This is a genomic window from Aquimarina brevivitae (assembly GCF_004216895.1).
Taxonomy (GTDB): Bacteria; Bacteroidota; Bacteroidia; order Flavobacteriales; family Flavobacteriaceae; genus Aquimarina; species Aquimarina brevivitae.
In genome coordinates, this window is record NZ_SGXE01000001.1 from 879,694 (window position 1) to 897,414 (window position 17,721).

Below are 17,721 nucleotides of genomic sequence, written 5' to 3' on the forward strand. Positions count from 1 at the left end.
TTAAAAATTACTGTCAAAGACAAATCTAATAAAATTTTCTTAATAGGCCAGTGTATATCGAAGGTTTCAAAGGTTTGAAGTACTTTGTGATAAGTGCGTTTTTACCCTTATTTGTTCAAATAATGATTTGGCTTTTTGCGAAAATGATATTAAAAGTCTCTCTTAAGACGGTACAATTATACTATAAAAAAACTTTTTATCACCATTTTTGGCAAAGGAATTATAAAAAATCTTTCAACTGCGTATGGGTTTCACTGTTATTTCTTGATCAATATACGTTAAATAACCATCAACTTTTGAATATCCCATCTTTTCCAGAATTATTATATAATTTTGAATCTGATTTAGGTGCGAAGTGTTGAATTCACCGGTCTTATAATCTATTACGGTAACTTCGTTGTTTGTATTAATAGTTATTCTATCAGGTCTAAAAAGTTGTCCCTGATATAGTAGGTCTGCTTCATTATATACTTGGATGTTGGAGCGATAATATTTTTGTAAGGTTGGATGTTCTGTTACTTTTTTTAAGATATTACGGTATGTTGGAATACTGTCCATGGTAATGATTCCCTTTTTTTCATTGCTTAAAAGTACTTTTTCAATGTCTGTAACAGTGAATACTTCCGACAGCAGCTTATGAATTAAAGTACCGGCAGAGATGGCTTTTTCTTGTGGGGTGTCCCATAAAGCACCACTGGTAGTAGATATTTTTAATTTGTTGTATTGAGTAGGTCTTACGTCTCCTAATAAAAGGCTTTTGTTCGCTTTATTTACTTTGAGCTGATTAGTTAAGCCTTTCCTTTCAGTACCAAAACTGTAGGATAAGCTATTTTCCTTCCATAATTGTTTTTGCTGTAAGAAATGCACAAATTTACTGGAAAAGTAATCTTCCTTTATCTCACCTTTTGCAGTAATTTCCAATTGCGAAATGATATATAGTTCTTCAATGGCTCTAGTTAAAGCAACATATAGAAGATTATAATTATCAAGTTGTAACTGTGCTTGTCGCTGCTCTACTAATGCTTTGGTGTTTTGGTTGATTTCAGCTAAATTTTTATGATAATTAATGTAAATGTCATCAAAACCATTAAATTCTTCTGGGGGCACACTAATCCAAGTCATTGGTTCAACCTCATTGTAAATATTAGTATTGGCATAGGGGTAAATTACGCAGCGAAATTCTAGTCCTTTCGCTTTGTGTATGGTCATTATTTGAACCGCATCACTACCCTCAGGAGCAATGATATTCAAGCTGTCTTTTTTTACATTCCAAAAGTTTAAAAATCCGATAATTCCATCTGCATTTTTTTGAACATAATCGAATAGCGTATCTAGGAAAAATTGTACATAGCAATTGACAGGTAGATCAAAACTATTTATCAAATAGATCACACTTTCATACAACTGAAGAGCTGCAAATTCTTGAAGATTAAATTTTATATCGAATTCAGCTAAGGTTTTGAAAATCCTTGCACTGGTATGGTGTATATTTTCTTCAAGGAAAGTATTAGGAATATTAGATTTTTCTTTGCTGATATGATGAAAAAACTGAGCTAAGGACAATTTGTCTTCATTATTTATATACCATGATAAGAAATCTATTATAGCAACTACTTCCTCAGCATTTTGTAGAAGTAGCGTTTCTGAGGAAATGATAGGAATGTCATTTTCTGCTAAATAATTAGCAATCACACTACCCTCTTTTTGTTTGCGTACTAAAATACAAATATCACTAAGGTTAAATCCTTTTTGTGTTACCTCCCTAATCGTATTCAAGACTTCTACAGGATAGGTTTCATCTTCTTCCTTTTTATTGGCTGCTTCAATAAACTGTAAAGAAACATAGCCGCCTTCTTTGGTATTGAGCTCTTGCTGGTTACCTTCTAAATAAATAGAACCATATTGAGATGAAATAAATTCTGAGGATAGCCAACTGAAGAACTCGTTATTAAACGTAATGATATTGCTATAACTTCTGTAATTTTTGGGCAAATTATGCACGCTTTTTTCAGGAATGGCAAAGGGATTTTCTTGATTACTTAAGTCAATAAATTGTTCTGCTTTACCGCCTCGCCATCTGTAGATTGCTTGTTTTGCATCACCTACGATAGTAAGACTTCCCTTTTTGCCGGTTAATGTTTCCGTTGCCAACGCATTATCAATTAAAGGTATTAGATTATTCCATTGTAGCTCAGAGGTATCTTGGAATTCATCTATAAAATAATCCTTATAGCGTTCTCCCAATCTCTCGTAGATAAAAGGAGCAGGTTGTCCTTTTATGGCATTACTAATGATGGTATTAAACTCTGAAATCAGTAAAATATTCCTCTCTTTTTTAATCTCCTCCAAGGCTCTATTTAAGATCGTCAATACGGATAGTGGAGTACTGTTTTTAATTAGGTTTTTAGTCAGCTGTATCTCTAAGAGTATTCTTTTTGTTTGGTTATATACGTTCTCAATTTCTGGACGCAGGTTGTCAATAGTAGACTTTTTATCAGCATCGAGCTTTTGCGTGTACAATTTAGCTTCGGCTATATTTGCTGTCCAAGTTGGTGGTTTGCTGGTTGGCTTTTTCCCAGCTGCTATGCTGTTGAAATAGTTAGGCACTGAACCCCGGTTAAAATCTGCTGTAACTAATCCTTTTGCTTCAAAAACAGCTAAAAGAGCTTTAGATGCATTGATTAACTGATCGGATAGCAACTGTAGCTTTTTCTTTTGTTCTTTTTTAAGGGTTTCAAAATCTTCAATAGTTTTGCTGGAGAGTTTTTGAATATGAGCACGATCATTTTCACTATGGATCAGTTTGCCTATTTGAAATAATTCTGTAGAAATATCCCAGCTTTTATCTTCATCTTGTTTTTCAAAAGCAAAATCAATAATTGTACGGGTTATTTTTTCATCTGTTCCAATTTTGGATAATACCACATCTACCGCTTCTCGTAATAATAGTTGAGTGTCCATCTCAATTTCAAAATTCATAGGAATGCCCAGGTCAAAAGCAAAGGTTCTTATAATCCTATGCGTAAATGTATCAATGGTAACTACATCAAAAGAAGCATAATTGTGTAAAATGCTTTTTAATATGCGCTCAGCTTTTTTACGTAATTTCTGTTCTTCAATATTAGTTTCTTCAACTAAAGTTGCTACTAAATCTATTGTTTTTTCATTGTCGCCCAAGCCACTGATACTGCTAAGGTTCTCTAAGATCCTAGATTTCATTTCTGCTACGGCTTTGTTGGTAAAGGTTATAGCCAAAATATTTTTGTAGCCATCCTTATAATCATAGCTCAGCAAAGCACTAAGATATTCCTTAACAAGCGTATAGGTTTTACCAGCTCCCGCTGCGGCATTATAAATTGTAAAGGCGTTTTTTGGGTCCAAGCTTGTTTTTTTGATTAAATGTAACAATTAGATTTGTAAGTGTAGCGGTTAGCTCGGCATTATGTTATTTTGGATTGAAGTAGCTAGCTGTTTTTAATTAATTTATAACACTTATAAATTTTAATTAGTCCCCCTAATTGTTAAATTTGACTTCATTCATTTTTATTAATTATAAAAAATTACATATGTCATTTGAATTACCAAAATTAGACTACGCTTTTGATGCGTTAGAACCACATATAGATGCTAGAACCATGGAAATCCATCACGATAAGCATCACGCGGGTTATACAAATAAATTAAATGCTGCGATTGAAGGAACTGATTTAGACGGAAAAGAAATAGAAGATATCCTTACCAATTTAGATATGTCTAATGCAGCCGTAAGAAATAACGGAGGAGGTTATTACAATCACAGTCTCTTTTGGAAAGTAATGAGTCCAAATGGAGGAGGAGTGCCTACCGGAGCTTTGGCAGATGCTATAAATGCTGCTTATGGTTCATTTGATGGATTTAAAAAAGAATTTAGTGCTGCTGCAGGATCTAGATTTGGATCAGGATGGGCCTGGTTATGTGTTCATAAAGGTGGAAAAGTAGAAGTATGTTCAACACCAAATCAAGATAATCCATTGATGCCAGATATCGGTTGTGGAGGTTCTCCAATTTTAGGTTTAGATGTATGGGAACACGCTTATTATTTAAATTATCAAAATAGAAGACCAGATTATATTGATGCCTTTTTTAATGTAATTAACTGGGAAGAAGTTTCAAAGCGTTATGAAGATGGTAAATAAAGCCTGAATAAACATCATATTATAAAAGAGAAAAGCTGCAAAATTTTGCAGCTTTTTTTATATAAAATTTCCAAATGTGTGTAAAATAAAAAAAGGTGGAAGTTCCACCTTTTTTTGCCCCAAATCTACCATGAACTTAACCTACTTATGCTATGGCTTTGCTAATATATGGTGATATTTCATTGTGAAAAAATGTTTTAGATGAAAAGCTCAAATACTTGTTGAAATGCACAAATTAACCCTTTTTAACAGTTGGTTTTAGAGCAGTTTAATAGGCTCTTTCGTCTTTCCCTTCAAAGAAGTTGATAAACGCTTTATTAACAACTCTGTTTCCACCTACTGTAGGATAATCTCCGGTAAAATACCAGTCTCCTAAATTTTCTGGACAGGCTTTATGCAAATTAGCTACAGATTGGTAAATTATCTTTACATCTGCATTAACTGAAGAGTCGGATAAAAGCTCCGCAATTTTATCACTGATTTCTTGATCCGTAAAGCTGTCATAAATTTCTTTGACGTAATTTTTTACTTCTTTATCTTCTAAATTCTCTTGCGCTTTACACTTTTTATATACGTCTTCAACGACGTGATAGTTTCCTTGTTCTTCTAACAAGGTGAGTGCTGCTTTGAATGCAATAAGACCTTCTAAACGAGCCATATCGATTCCATAACAGTCTGGGTACCTAATTTGAGGCGCAGAAGAAACTACAATAATTTTTTTAGGTTTCAGTCGATCTAACATTTTGATGATACTCTTTTTTAAAGTAGTACCTCTTACAATACTATCGTCAATAACTACCAAGTTGTCATTAGACTGTACTACTCCATAAGTTACATCATATACGTGAGCTACTAAATCGTCCCTGCTACTATCTTCAGTGATAAAAGTTCGGAGTTTTGCATCTTTAATCGCTATTTTCTCAGTTCTTAACTTATAGGAAAGAATTTCGGTTAAGCGCTCGTTAGTTAGATTCTCCTTTTCTCTAAGGATAGTATCAGTTTTTTGCTTGTTTAGTTCGTCCTGTGCCGCTTCTACCATTCCATAAAAAGAGGTTTCGGCAGTATTTGGGATGAATGAAAACACTGTATTTAGAGTGTCGTAATTGATCTCTTCAAGAACTTGTGGCATGATAAGACGCCCGAGGTTTTTGCGCTCTTGATAGATTTCAGCGTCACTTCCCCTTGAAAAATAAATTCTTTCGAAAGAACAGGCTTTTCGTTCTAAGGGTTTTATGATTTCTTTTATAGCGGTTTCACCATTTTTTTTGATGATGATGGCATTACCAGGATCCAATTCAGTTACCTGGTCAAAAGGTACGTTAAATACGGTTTGGATTACGGGACGTTCTGAAGCTACCACAACAACTTCGTCGTCTTGATAGTAGTATGCAGGTCTGATACCAGCAGGATCTCTTAGTACAAAGGCATCTCCATGACCCAACATACCTGCCATGGCATACCCGCCGTCCCAGTCTTTAGAGGATTTTCTTAATATTTTAGCTACATTAAGTCGTTCCACGATTTTAGGTGACGCATCTATTTTATTGTACCCCTCTTTTTTGAGTTTTTTGTAGAGCTTGGCAACTTCAGAGTCTAAGAAATGACCAATTTTTTCCATCACAGTAACCGTGTCTACTTTATCTTTTGGGTGCTGACCTAAGCGCACCAAATTATCAAACAATACATTATTGTTGGTCATATTGAAGTTACCTGCGACAATCAAATTACGATGCATCCAGTTATTTTGCCTCAAGAAAGGGTGAACACTTTCTACACTATTTTTACCAAAGGTTCCATAACGTACATGTCCTAGAAGTACTTCGCCGATATAAGGAATATTTTCTTTCTGTAATTGTACATCGTCACTATATTCTGGGTGGGCTTCGAACTCTGTATTAATACGGGCATTGATTTGCGAAAAAATATCTTGTATAGGCTGTGCTTCAATGGACCGAACTCTACTGATATAACGTTGTCCTGGAGGAACATCCAATTTAACACTCGCAAATCCAGCACCATCTTGACCACGATTGTGCTGTTTTTCCATCATTAGATACATTTTATTTACACCATAAAATGCACTGCCATATTTTTCTTTATAATAGGATAGTGGTTTTAAAAGTCTAATTAGTGCAATTCCACATTCGTGTTTTAAAGCGTCGCTCATGGTATTTAGGGTATATGCTGTTGTTGTGTTGGTAAACCAATATTAATAGTTCTATTTCCTAGCTTAGCGTATTCTATTTTAAGCTAATTTTATATCAAATTGTGTTAGTTCCTTAAATTCTTGTAGTCTTTTTTGAAGCTCTTCTTCATTTAAGCTTTCCATACGCTCCGTTCCAAACTTCTCTACACAGAAGGAAGCTAAATTTGAACCATGGATTATGGCTGCTTTCATATTTTCAAAAGAGATATTTTCGGTTTTTGTCAGAAAACCTGAAAAACCGCCAGCAAAAGTATCTCCTGCACCAGTAGGGTCAAAAACCTCTTCGAGTGGTAATGCTGGGGCAAAGAATACCTGATCTTTATGAAATAACAATGCTCCGTGTTCTCCTTTTTTGATCACTACATACTTAGGCCCCATATCCTCAATGACTCGAGCTGCTTTTACTAAAGAATATTCTCCACTTAATTGTCTGGCCTCTTCATCATTAATCGTTATAACATCAACTTTGGCGATTACTTTTTTTAGATCTTCTATAAAAGCGTCTTCCATCCAAAAATTCATGGTGTCTAAAATAGCCAGCTTTGGAGGAGTAGTCATTTGCTCTAAAACGCTTAACTGAACTAATGGGTGTAGATTGCCAAGCATTACTATCTCTGCGTCCTTATAATCCTCAGGCACTACAGGATTGAAATCTGCTAAAACATTTAGTTGAGTATCTAAAGTATCTCTTGAATTTAAGTCATTGTGATATCTACCGCTCCAAAAGAAGGTTTTACCTCCAGGAACAACTTCTATGGCAGATGTGTCTATATTTCTTTCTTGTAGCATGGTAATATGCTTTTTTGGGAAATCCTCTCCAACCACAGACACTATAGCGGATGGAATATTAAAATTTGAAGCGGACAACCCAATATATGTTGCGGCTCCACCTAAAATTTTGTCTGTTTTTCCAAATGGAGTCTCAATAGCATCAAAAGCTACAGTTCCAACTATCAGTAATTTGCTCATAAACTAGCGTTCTAATTTTTTTGCAAATATACGTTTTAGTTTTAAGTACTTGGGATAATATGGTCAAGTACTGTGTATTACTTTTATCTAATTTTTGATAAATGGTAGTTTTATCAAGTCATTTATTTTAATAAATCTGCAATGTTTTTACGCTTTTACCACAAAAAATAAGCGATTTGCCAAAAAACATGAATTATTAATAATAAAATTAACTTTTCCTTGTTAGGTAATAACGCGAATATATCGCAGTGTTAATACGAACCAATATCAAAATTATGAAAAATCTAAAGGTAACCGTACTCGTAACTGGAGTACTGCTGGCATTTGCTTTGCTAAGTTGCGAAAAGGAAGAATTAACAACTTTGGAGCCAGAAGCAATAGCGACTGAAAAAGGCTTAAAAGTGTGTGTTGAGAAATGGGATACAGATACTGACTTATCCAAAGCAGCTACATTAAAAGCTAAACAATGGAATCCTGGTCAGGTCATCAGAGTAAAATTTCTAAATGGAAACAGCTATGTGCAGTCTAAGGTAAGACAGTATGCAAAAGCTTGGGAAGACCACGCTAATATTACTTTTCAATTCGTGTCTACCAACAGTAGTGCTAATATAAAAATTAGTTTTAGAGAGGGTCAATACGCCAATGATGGTGGATCCTGGTCTTATTTAGGGACCGATGCCAATAATTATTCGAGGACTATGCATTATGGATGGTTTAATGATAATACTAGTGAAACCGATTTTAGAACTACAACAATACACGAGTTTGGTCATGCTTTAGGATTAATCCACGAGCATCAAAATCCTGTTGCTGGCATCAATTGGGATAGAGAAGCGGTTTATGCCTATTATGCTGGACCGCCAAATTATTGGAGTAGAGCGCAGGTGGATAATAATTTATTTAGAAGATACGAAGCTAGTACCTCTAATTACAGTGCATATGATCCTGCTTCTATTATGCACTATCCGATACCGGCTGAGCATACACTAGACGGCTTTTCTGTGGGTACGAATACGAACTTATCTGATACCGATAAATCTTTTATCGCTACCGTGTATCCTGGGGATACTGGCGGAGATGACATTTGTAGTGGGGTTTCGCCTTATGTTAATGGCGAAAGCTATAGTGTAGGCGATCAAGTGACGTATCAAGGTTATTTATTTGAAAGAACTGCATCAGGATGGACCAATCTTGGTGAGTGTGGAGCACCTCCTGCTGATATTTGCGCCGGTGTAGATCCTTATGTTGGTGGACAGTTTTATGCTGTTGGAGATCAAGTGACTTATCAAGGCTATTTATTTGAAAGAACTACGACCGGTTGGACAAATCTGGGACAGTGTGGTAGCTAGTAACTATTTTAAAAAATATAAGATTACCCTGGTATATATGTGCCGGGGTAATTTATTTTCTACCAAAATCAGCAGGAATTTCTCCCCAGGCTTTTGTCTCCCACTTTACAATTTTGGTTAAGTATGTATTTTGTTTCAACCAAACTACAGCGCGATCTACCAAATCAAACATAGCCGCATTTTTAGCGTTTCTTTGGAGTTTTGTTTTACACGCTTTCTTTTTAACCCATCCTATTGCAATCTTGGAGTCCGAATAAATTAGGCGATCACTATTTTTTTGCTTTAAGTAAGCTAATCCGTGGACTAATGCTAAAAACTCGCCAATATTATTAGTGCCTTGTTGAAAAGGTCCTTGATGAAACAGTTGTTTACCAGTTTGGGTGTCTACGCCTCTGTATTCCATTTTACCTGGGTTGCCGCTTGAGGCAGCATCAACCGCAATGGAATATAAATTAGGTTCTCCTATTTTTTCAAGTTCAGCGCTAGATAAGGTTTTTTTTGTCTTTGCCTTGCCTTTGTAATCATTGTAGTTTCCATTGTAGGCTTTTTTTGCCTCAGCAAAATCTTCAAAGGATTTGTACTTTGCACCCGAATATCCTTTTACAGCAGCTTTGCAATCATCCCATTTGGTGTATATACCAGGTCGATTGCCTTCCCAAACTACATAAAACTTTTCTTTTTTGGCCATATTGCTTAATCACTGTTCTTAGAAATTCTATTTCGATTCTAATCCTAATACTTTTTCAATAACGGGTGGAAAGTGTTTATATTCTAAATTATGGATAGCCTTTGCTAAATCTTCAGGTGTAAAAGATTCTTTAATTTCGGTTTTAGCCTGAAATATTACGGCACCTTCATCATAATTTTCATTTACATAATGAATCGTTATGCCGCTTTCCTTTTCTCCATTTTGGATAATAGCTTCGTGTACTCTACTGCCGTACATGCCTTTACCTCCATATTTGGGGAGTAACGCAGGATGAATATTAATAACTTTATCCGGAAAAGCATCAATAATTTTCTTTGGGAAAATCCACAAAAAGCCAGCCAAGACAATTAAATCAGGATTTGCATCTTTTAAAATATGCAACACTTCATTGGTATCATAAAACGATTCTCGGTCAAAATGTAGTGCCTTCACTTTGAGATCGTGAGCTCTTTTAAGCACTTTAGCGCCCAATTTATTAGAAAAAACATGGGTTACAACTGCATTCTTCTTGTTTTGAAAATATTTGATGATATTTTCAGCGTTTGTTCCCGAGCCCGAAGCGAAAATGATGATTTTTTTCATAATATGTGTCTGGTTGGCGTTATAAATAAATGCAAAAAAAATAATAATTGTTAATTATTACGTAGTAAAAACCTAGATACTTCCCTATATTTGAAAAATACAAACACATTTTTTAGGGATTGTGGGGTTTTAAAATAAAGTTTTTTATTTTTGCCACCTAAATTAAAAATTAAAATTAAACATTATGTCAGACATTGCATCAAGAGTTAAAGCGATTATCGTTGACAAATTAGGAGTGGACGAAAACGAAGTTGTAAATGAAGCAAGCTTCACAAACGACTTAGGCGCTGATTCACTAGACACTGTTGAGTTAATCATGGAGTTTGAAAAAGAATTTGATATTCAGATTCCTGATGATCAAGCAGAAAATATTGCCACTGTAGGTCAAGCAATATCTTACATCGAAGACGCAAAGTAATAACTTCACAAGATTATATGGGCTTAAAGCGAGTTGTAGTCACAGGACTTGGTGCATTGACACCAATAGGTAATACTATTGAAGAATATTGGGATGGGTTAGCAAACGGCAAAAGCGGTTGTGCTCCGATAACGTATTTTGATACCGAAAAATTCAAGACTAAATTTGCTTGTGAGATCAAAAACTATAACCCAACTGATTTTTTTGATAGGAAAGAAGCCAGAAAATTAGATAAATTTGCTCAATATGCTATTATCTCTTCCGAAGAAGCGATAAAAGATTCGGCTATTGATCTTGATAAGATCGATAAGTTTAGAGTAGGTGTTATCTGGGGTGCAGGTATTGGAGGATTAGAAACTTTTCAGGAAGAAGTGATTGGATTTGCTAATGGAGATGGAACTCCACGCTTCAATCCATTTTTTATTCCTAAAATGATTGCTGATATTGCACCAGGCCATATTTCTATACGAAATGGATTCATGGGACCCAACTATACTACAGTTTCGGCATGTGCTTCATCAGCAAATGCGCTGATCGATGCATTAAACTATATCCGATTAGGGCATTGCGATGTCATTGTAACCGGAGGTAGTGAAGCAGCAGTTACTATAGCTGGTATGGGAGGGTTCAACTCAATGCACGCGCTATCTACAAGAAATGAAAGTCCCGAAACAGCATCCAGACCTTTTGACGCTACCAGAGATGGTTTTGTATTAGGAGAAGGTGCAGGAGCTTTAATTTTAGAGGAGTATGAGCATGCAAAGGCACGTGGAGCCAAGATTTACGCAGAAGTTGTGGGTGGTGGAATGTCCAGTGATGCATATCACATGACAGCTCCGCATCCTGATGGAATTGGCGTAGTTCGGGTTATGGAAAATTGTTTAAGAGATGCCGGTGTAAACCCAGAGCAAGTTGATGCCATAAACACGCATGGAACCTCCACACCATTAGGAGATGTAGCAGAATTGAAGGCTATCAGCAACGTTTTTGGAGATCACGCACCGAATATCAACATAAATTCAACGAAGTCTATGACAGGGCATCTTTTGGGTGCAGCAGGAGCTATAGAGGCAATTGCCTCCATATTAGCGATGAATAATAATCTAGTTCCTCCTACAATCAATCATACAACGGTTGATGAAAACATAGATCCTTCTTTAAATTTAACCTTAAACAAAGCTCAAAAGCGCGAAATTAAGTATGCTATGAGCAATACTTTTGGTTTTGGAGGCCATAATGCTTGTGTTTTATTCAAAAAATTAGACGAATAATGAGTGTTATTCGTAACATATTAAATTCCCGCTCTGAAAAGAACGGGAATTTTTTTATCCAAATTCAAAAAATTGTTGGCTTTAAGCCCAAAAACATAAAGCATTACGAAAAAGCATTTACCCATAGATCCATGAATTTAAAGGATAAAAAGGGTAATGCGATTAACTATGAAAGATTAGAATTTTTAGGCGATGCTATGCTTAGCAGTGTGATTGCTGCCCATTTATTTATGGAAGTGCCGGAGGGTAATGAAGGATACTTAACTAAAATGCGTGCAAAGGTCGTCAGTCGAAAACACCTTAATGAATTAGGTAAGGATTTAAAACTTATCGAATTGGTACGTACCAATATTCCAAAATCCCAGTTTGGGGTCAATATCCACGGAAACTTATTCGAAGCTCTTATAGGTGCTATTTATCTCGATAGGGGGTTTGTTTATTGCGAACGTTTTATACAAGAAGCAGTAATCAATCCTTATGTTGATATCGAAAGTTTAGAGGGTCAGATCATAAGCTATAAAAGTTTACTTATTGAGTGGTGCCAAAAGGAAAAAAATAGTTTTGAGTACGAGGTATACGAGGATACTGGTAGAGATGAAATAAAACACTTTGCTGTAAAATTATGGATTGATGAAAAAGTAGTGGCTAAAGCAAGGGCAACTTCCAAGAAAAAAGCAGAAGAAAAAGCTTCAAGAAGAGCTTACTTTGCGTTACAATCCAAAATTAATCATTGATAAAGCCGCTTAAAACTAAAACACTTATCCAATTTCTAACTTTTTTATTCATTTGATTTTATAAATGATTAACTCAATCGTTTTCGCTTAATATCTTTAGTTTTATTTAAAATATTACCTGATATTTATTCGTATCTTTCCATAAGAATCGGAAAAATATGTTTAAAAAATGGCTGTTCAGCGTTTAATTTTAGATTCGCTTGAAGACGAAAATTTCGAATTAATTGCGATCCACTGTTCATTAGCTCCTTATCGGCTTGCTTATTTAATTAATAAACATTTAGATATTAAATTAGCCAGAACCTCAAAGGATGTTTTATTTGACTTTAAGGATACGACAGCAAGTTTTCAACGCTATACTTATTATGATGAATTTAGTGATGTAACCTTTGACCTTATTACTAATATTCATAAATCTGAAGCAGAGATCAGTACTGGAAATACCTCTAATTTATTTGAAGAGGATTCCAAAAAGATGTTTGTTAAACAGCTTATTCCTGAATATAAGTCAGTTGATTTTTTTATTAAAGTCACCTCTGAGTCGGATCAATTTTTGGCAAAGTCTTTATTATCTAAGCTTCAAAACATCACTCAGATTATAACTGCGTATAGCATAGATAAATCCGGTCTTAAATCAAAAAATAACTTAATATTTGAATGATGCCTAAACGTAAAAAAACTAAAATAGTAGCAACTCTGGGACCAGCAACGAGTAGTAAGGAGATCTTACAACAAATGTTGGACGCAGGGGTCAATGTTTTTAGAATAAATTTTTCGCATGCGGATTATGCCGATGTGGAGGAACGCATTAAGATGATTAGGGCTCTCAATGATGAATTTGGTTATAATGCAGCTATCTTAGCTGATCTTCAGGGTCCTAAACTTAGAGTCGGGGTAATGAAGGGCGATGTGGTCGTAGCTAAAGGAGATGAATTAAACTTTGTAACAGGAAAACCCTTTGAAGGAAGTCATAACAAAGTATATATGAATTATGATACCTTTCCAAAAGATGTAAAACCTGGTGAACGTATATTATTGGATGACGGAAAATTAATTTTTGAAGTAATAAGTACGAATGGAAAAGATACTGTACGTGCAAAAGTCATTCAAGGAGGTCCTTTAAAATCAAAAAAAGGAGTTAACCTTCCAAATACTAATATCTCCTTACCTGCATTGACTGAAAAGGATATAAAAGACGCCATTTTTGCGTGTAAGCAAGATGTAGATTGGATTGCACTCTCCTTTGTGCGTCACGCCAAGGATTTAATGCAATTACAAGATCTAATCAAAGAAAATAGCGACAATAAAATTCCAATAATAGCAAAGATTGAAAAACCTGAAGGCGTAGAAAATATTGATAAGATTGTTGCCTATTGCGATGGCTTAATGGTGGCTAGGGGAGATCTTGGAGTTGAAATACCCGCTCAAGAAGTTCCATTAATTCAAAAGAAACTGGTTTGGAAAGCTAAGATGGCGAGAATCCCTGTGATTATAGCAACTCAGATGATGGAGACGATGATCGATAGTTTAACGCCAACCCGAGCAGAGGTAAACGATGTGGCGAACTCGGTTATGGATGGAGCAGATGCGGTGATGTTATCAGGTGAAACCTCGGTTGGTAAATATCCTGTACAGGTAATTGAAACTATGTCTAAGGTTATTAAAAGTGTAGAGTCTTCAGAGTTAATTAGTGTTCCGCAAAACCCACCACATATTAGGACCAACCGTTTTATCACCAAATCAATCTGTTACCACGCCGCACTGATGGCTAATGAAATAGACGCTAAGGCTATATGTACTTTAACCAATAGTGGGTATACAGCATTTCAAATTTCTGCCTGGAGACCTGGGGCACATATTTTGGTATTTACCAGTAATAAGCGAATTCTTTCGCAATTGAGCTTGCTATGGGGCGTAAAGGCATTTTATTATGATAAGTATGTGTCGACAGATGAAACTGTAGATGATGTCAATAAATTGGCGACAAGTAGAGGTTTTGTTCAAAAGGGTGACATGCTCATCAATTTGGCTGCAATGCCAGTATCAGAAAAAGGGATGGTGAATACGCTTAGAGTTTCTCAAGTATAATACCTTAAACTTGAATACAAACTCAATCTCGTTCCATCGTATGTAACCGTATGGAAAGCGCTTTAGTGGATATTTGAACCTCAATAAAAGACAAAATTAAAGATACCATAAGGGCCAGCAAGCTAATGCCAAAAACGACGTTGGCCCAATCTATAAATTCTACATATAACAAAAACATAGTAATTACGCTCCCCAAAAAGCTTAAGATAGCAATGGCTTGCATATTTCTAATTAGTGCCAGTCTCTTCTTAAGATTTTTAATTTGAAGGCTGATGTTTGTTGAGGAAGTTTCCAGGAATTCAGAATGTAACTGCCGTATTAATGCTGCAATGGCTAAATATCTGGCATTATAGGCAAGCATAGTTAAAGAAATAGCAGGAAACAGCAATGCAGGTATTCCCATTGTAAGTGTCATATTGTTATTTTTGACATTAAATGTAATTGATTTTTTTGGATCATTTTATGAATTTCAAGGTTCGTTTTAAAATGCCTCGCTGTACAATTATAAAATAAATTCCTTTTTTTAAGTCTTTAATGTATACTGGAAATTTAGCTTTTGATTTTTCAATTACTTTCTTTCCTACTCCGTTATAAATGGTTATTTGGTCATACCAATTTTTATCTGAACAGTATAGGTAGTCTTTTGAAGGGATAGGAAAAATTACGATCGAACTATTGTTTTGATCTTCTACAGCTAAGGTGGGATTATATTCAAAAGCTCCTAAATCTTTGGAAGTGCCAACAGGCCTGGAGGTATTAAAAATATCGTAAAAAACGGGAGTAGCCGTACCTCCCTGATCGATCATAGGGCTATTTTGCGTTGTCTGATAATTAAGATAAGTATTTTCGTCAGCAGCAGAACCAGGTAATGTTTCTGCAATGTAATGAGGTGAATCTGTGATTAAGTTATTCAAGACAATTATGTTTGTACTCATATCATCCTGAGAAAGTATTTCACCTTCATTTTCATTAGGTGCCGATATTATGTTATTGCTTATGCTAACATCAAATGCATCTCTTACCCTAACGGCTCTACCCGAGGTTCCGCTTTGAGGAGAAACAGGCCTCCAATTAACGGTATTATGATGAATATCAACTAGCCCAGAGAGTACTCCATTACCGTCATTACCTACAAATATTGCATTTCTATAACCATCGATTACATTATTTCTAATACCGATATGTGTTGCTTCGATATTGATACCATTATTTGAAGGTTCAAATGATTGCCCTACATAATCCGGATTTTGACCTATATAATTTGCTTCTATGACTACATCTCTTATCGCGGCTATAGTCTGTGCATTTTGAGGATTAATCCCTAGTAGTCTATCCATGATATTTTGATAGATCATAACGTGTCTTTGACCATCACCTCTAATTGTTAATGCGGTTTTGGTATCCGCCAAATTGGTAAAATTATTTTGAGCGATAAATTGCTTTTCTCCTCCCTGAACACGAACCCCATGCTCTGGTTGAGGAGCCCCTATAAGATTATTCACGCTATTGGATACAAATGAAAACCGATTACTCCTACCTGAATAAACTCCAATAACCCCAAAATCATGTATGCTAGAATTAAAAACACCAAAAACATCAGATTCATCCTGAAATATAGCTCTTCCAGTAGTTTGCTCTATCTCTATTCTTAATGCTAAAATATGAGAAGAATTATTGACAACAGATAATCCTCCTGCTCCAAAGGGTCCGGTACCATAGGGTATCAAATGTAAATCCATCAATTTTATATCTGAAGAATTTCGTATTCTTAATACTTCTTGTCCATCAGAGATTAAAATTGGCAATGCTCCGGATCCATACGACCCTAAAATTTTTGCATCACCTTGAAGATTCAAAATATCTTGCCCCTGAGTATCAAAAGTATCTCCCCTATGAAACAATAATCGAGTATTGTCTGTTAGTTGTTGTAGTGCAAAATCTGCAGTTAACCACGCGGAATCGACACTTAATCCATCATTAGCATTATCCCCATTATTGGCTACATAATAGGTTGTACCTATAAATGGCGATACAGTTACAGATATGATTTCCTCTTCTGTACTGGCATCAGGAAATGTAGCCCTACATAACACGTTATAGGTGCCGGGATTTTCAAAGACATAACCAGCTACCATTCCTTTGGTGAAAGGTTGCTCCTCTATGGGTAGAGTGTCATCAAATTCAAAATACCAGGTAAAATCGGTATTTACTAAATCATTGTCATTGTCTAGGCCTAAAGACGTGGTCGCATCAAAAAAAACATAGAAAGGTGCAGTTCCTGTGGATTCTGATACTTCTACAATTAGATCGTATTGTGCTATACTAGTTGCAGGCAATAGAAAGCAAATCAAGATAATATTTCTAAAGTTTTTCATAGCATTTGTTTTTGTAGTGCAAATGATTACTTGTTAAAGATGGTGGGATAATCTGTTTACCTTAATTGCTAGCTATCAAATAGGATTTTATTGCAACAAAGCTTTTTATAGTATGGATAATATAGCTGAACAATTAAACTTATTGCGCAAATTTATTATCAGGGAGACTTTTCATATTTAAGTTCGAATGTATTGTTTGTCGGTATAGGTAGGCCCAAATCATAAGTGCCTGTTAAGAATACATCATCGCCTATATATTCTAATGTAGCGTTATAATTGTTGGTATTGGTTGAGGTTTCAAATTCTAAGAATCCTGTAAAATTAATACTTCCATTATCACCGTACCATTCTCCAGTAAAATCAAATGGCCCTTGTTGTACCCCATCAGAATCTATATATTGGGTATAACCTGTAATGATACCTTCTTCCGTAAAAACTAGTTCCATTTCATAAGAAGAATTTCCTTCTTGAGAAATACCAGGGCTATATGTGCCTTTAAAAGTAGCATTTAGCGTATTATGAATTTCAACTGAAGCGTCATAGCTACCAGCCATATTGGTAGCAACAATCTTTAGCGTATAGTTTCCCCATGGTAGTGATGTATCCCAGGAGATAACTCCAGAGTTTTTATCAATTGAGACTCCCTGAAGAGTATTTTCAATTGAAAAACTTCCCCTGTTTCCATTCCAGTTTACGTTAGGTGCAGTAGTATTACCCATAGTAAAAGCGGAGGTTGTTATATCATTTGCATACTCAAAAACAGGAGCGGTTGCAGGACCATTGTCATCATTAGAGCAAGCTATTACTACACAAGTCAGGATGATCAGTATCGTTTTTTTCATAAT

At 35.4% G+C, this 17,721-nt stretch carries 15 protein-coding genes; 7 read left to right on the forward strand and 8 right to left on the reverse strand.

The window, feature by feature from the left end; all coding sequences use genetic code 11:
* Positions 1 to 234 precede the first annotated feature (234 nt).
* Positions 235 to 3,381: a UvrD-helicase domain-containing protein gene (locus EV197_RS03580; protein WP_165388993.1), complete on the reverse strand. Its 3,147-nt coding sequence runs from the start codon at positions 3,379 to 3,381 to the stop codon at positions 235 to 237.
* 185 nt (positions 3,382 to 3,566) lie between these two features.
* On the opposite strand from EV197_RS03580, the gene EV197_RS03585 reads away from it, so the two are divergent.
* Complete coding sequence (locus EV197_RS03585; RefSeq protein ID WP_130285359.1) at positions 3,567 to 4,175, forward strand: superoxide dismutase; 609 nt, start codon at positions 3,567 to 3,569, stop codon at positions 4,173 to 4,175.
* Between the two features lie 268 nt (positions 4,176 to 4,443).
* On the opposite strand, the gene EV197_RS03590 is transcribed toward EV197_RS03585, so the two are convergent.
* Together EV197_RS03590 and EV197_RS03595 are read right to left on the reverse strand one after the other, a co-directional pair.
* On the reverse strand, positions 4,444 to 6,342 hold the full coding sequence (locus EV197_RS03590; protein ID WP_130285360.1) for an amidophosphoribosyltransferase: 1,899 nt from the start codon (positions 6,340 to 6,342) through the stop codon (positions 4,444 to 4,446).
* A 78-nt stretch (positions 6,343 to 6,420) separates the two neighbouring features.
* On the reverse strand, positions 6,421 to 7,350 hold the full coding sequence (locus tag EV197_RS03595; RefSeq protein ID WP_130285361.1) for a PfkB family carbohydrate kinase: 930 nt from the start codon (positions 7,348 to 7,350) through the stop codon (positions 6,421 to 6,423).
* Between the two features lie 275 nt (positions 7,351 to 7,625).
* On the opposite strand from EV197_RS03595, the gene EV197_RS03600 reads away from it, so the two are divergent.
* Entirely contained in the window at positions 7,626 to 8,699 is a 1,074-nt protein-coding gene (locus tag EV197_RS03600; RefSeq protein ID WP_130285362.1) for a matrixin family metalloprotease, read from the forward strand.
* A 52-nt stretch (positions 8,700 to 8,751) separates the two neighbouring features.
* Here the strand turns inward: EV197_RS03600 and EV197_RS03605 are convergent, their stop codons facing one another.
* Entirely contained in the window at positions 8,752 to 9,387 is a 636-nt protein-coding gene (locus EV197_RS03605) for a ribonuclease H1 domain-containing protein (RefSeq protein ID WP_130285363.1), read from the reverse strand.
* Between the two features lie 27 nt (positions 9,388 to 9,414).
* Complete coding sequence (gene purN / locus EV197_RS03610) at positions 9,415 to 9,990, reverse strand: phosphoribosylglycinamide formyltransferase (RefSeq protein WP_130285364.1); 576 nt, start codon at positions 9,988 to 9,990, stop codon at positions 9,415 to 9,417.
* Positions 9,991 to 10,174: 184 nt separating this feature from the next.
* On the opposite strand from purN, the gene EV197_RS03615 reads away from it, so the two are divergent.
* The 5 genes from EV197_RS03615 to pyk all read left to right on the forward strand — a co-directional run bounded on the left by EV197_RS03615 (position 10,175) and on the right by pyk (position 14,501).
* Positions 10,175 to 10,408 (forward strand): acyl carrier protein, encoded by a 234-nt coding sequence (locus EV197_RS03615; RefSeq protein ID WP_024768509.1) that lies wholly within the window; start codon positions 10,175 to 10,177, stop codon positions 10,406 to 10,408.
* A 17-nt stretch (positions 10,409 to 10,425) separates the two neighbouring features.
* Positions 10,426 to 11,679: a beta-ketoacyl-ACP synthase II gene (fabF, locus tag EV197_RS03620; protein ID WP_130285365.1), complete on the forward strand. Its 1,254-nt coding sequence runs from the start codon at positions 10,426 to 10,428 to the stop codon at positions 11,677 to 11,679.
* Entirely contained in the window at positions 11,679 to 12,413 is a 735-nt protein-coding gene (gene rnc / locus EV197_RS03625) for a ribonuclease III (protein WP_130285366.1), read from the forward strand. The genes fabF and rnc overlap by 1 nt, the downstream gene beginning before the upstream one ends.
* A gap of 169 nt (positions 12,414 to 12,582) precedes the next feature.
* A complete protein-coding gene (locus EV197_RS03630) occupies positions 12,583 to 13,074 on the forward strand; it encodes an IPExxxVDY family protein (protein WP_130285367.1) in 492 nt (163 codons plus the stop codon).
* Positions 13,074 to 14,501: a pyruvate kinase gene (gene pyk / locus EV197_RS03635; RefSeq protein ID WP_130286183.1), complete on the forward strand. Its 1,428-nt coding sequence runs from the start codon at positions 13,074 to 13,076 to the stop codon at positions 14,499 to 14,501. The genes EV197_RS03630 and pyk overlap by 1 nt, the downstream gene beginning before the upstream one ends.
* Positions 14,502 to 14,523: 22 nt before the next feature.
* Here pyk and EV197_RS03640 read toward each other — a convergent pair whose 3' ends face one another.
* The 3 genes from EV197_RS03640 to EV197_RS03650 all read right to left on the reverse strand — a co-directional run bounded on the left by EV197_RS03640 (position 14,524) and on the right by EV197_RS03650 (position 17,718).
* Complete coding sequence (locus tag EV197_RS03640; protein ID WP_130285368.1) at positions 14,524 to 14,916, reverse strand: DUF2721 domain-containing protein; 393 nt, start codon at positions 14,914 to 14,916, stop codon at positions 14,524 to 14,526.
* A 40-nt stretch (positions 14,917 to 14,956) separates the two neighbouring features.
* The gene (locus EV197_RS03645; protein WP_130285369.1) at positions 14,957 to 16,876 is read right to left on the reverse strand and encodes a T9SS type A sorting domain-containing protein; all 1,920 of its coding nucleotides are present in this window, start codon (positions 16,874 to 16,876) and stop codon (positions 14,957 to 14,959) included.
* A 158-nt stretch (positions 16,877 to 17,034) separates the two neighbouring features.
* Positions 17,035 to 17,718 (reverse strand): hypothetical protein, encoded by a 684-nt coding sequence (locus EV197_RS03650; RefSeq protein WP_130285370.1) that lies wholly within the window; start codon positions 17,716 to 17,718, stop codon positions 17,035 to 17,037.
* Positions 17,719 to 17,721 lie beyond the last annotated feature (3 nt).

Bases quoted from the DNA above. Each gene is read 5' to 3' on its own strand.
- EV197_RS03585 (WP_130285359.1), top strand. From the start codon at position 3,567: ATGTCATTTGAATTACCAAAATTAGACTACGCTTTTGATGCGTTAGAA.
- EV197_RS03590 (WP_130285360.1), bottom strand. From the start codon at position 6,342: ATGAGCGACGCTTTAAAACACGAATGTGGAATTGCACTAATTAGACTT.
- EV197_RS03595 (WP_130285361.1), bottom strand. From the start codon at position 7,350: ATGAGCAAATTACTGATAGTTGGAACTGTAGCTTTTGATGCTATTGAG.
- EV197_RS03600 (WP_130285362.1), top strand. From the start codon at position 7,626: ATGAAAAATCTAAAGGTAACCGTACTCGTAACTGGAGTACTGCTGGCA.
- EV197_RS03605 (WP_130285363.1), bottom strand. From the start codon at position 9,387: ATGGCCAAAAAAGAAAAGTTTTATGTAGTTTGGGAAGGCAATCGACCT.
- purN (WP_130285364.1), bottom strand. From the start codon at position 9,990: ATGAAAAAAATCATCATTTTCGCTTCGGGCTCGGGAACAAACGCTGAA.
- EV197_RS03615 (WP_024768509.1), top strand. From the start codon at position 10,175: ATGTCAGACATTGCATCAAGAGTTAAAGCGATTATCGTTGACAAATTA.
- fabF (WP_130285365.1), top strand. From the start codon at position 10,426: ATGGGCTTAAAGCGAGTTGTAGTCACAGGACTTGGTGCATTGACACCA.
- rnc (WP_130285366.1), top strand. From the start codon at position 11,679: ATGAGTGTTATTCGTAACATATTAAATTCCCGCTCTGAAAAGAACGGG.
- EV197_RS03630 (WP_130285367.1), top strand. From the start codon at position 12,583: ATGGCTGTTCAGCGTTTAATTTTAGATTCGCTTGAAGACGAAAATTTC.
- pyk (WP_130286183.1), top strand. From the start codon at position 13,074: ATGCCTAAACGTAAAAAAACTAAAATAGTAGCAACTCTGGGACCAGCA.
- EV197_RS03640 (WP_130285368.1), bottom strand. From the start codon at position 14,916: ATGACACTTACAATGGGAATACCTGCATTGCTGTTTCCTGCTATTTCT.
- EV197_RS03645 (WP_130285369.1), bottom strand. From the start codon at position 16,876: ATGAAAAACTTTAGAAATATTATCTTGATTTGCTTTCTATTGCCTGCA.
- EV197_RS03650 (WP_130285370.1), bottom strand. From the start codon at position 17,718: ATGAAAAAAACGATACTGATCATCCTGACTTGTGTAGTAATAGCTTGC.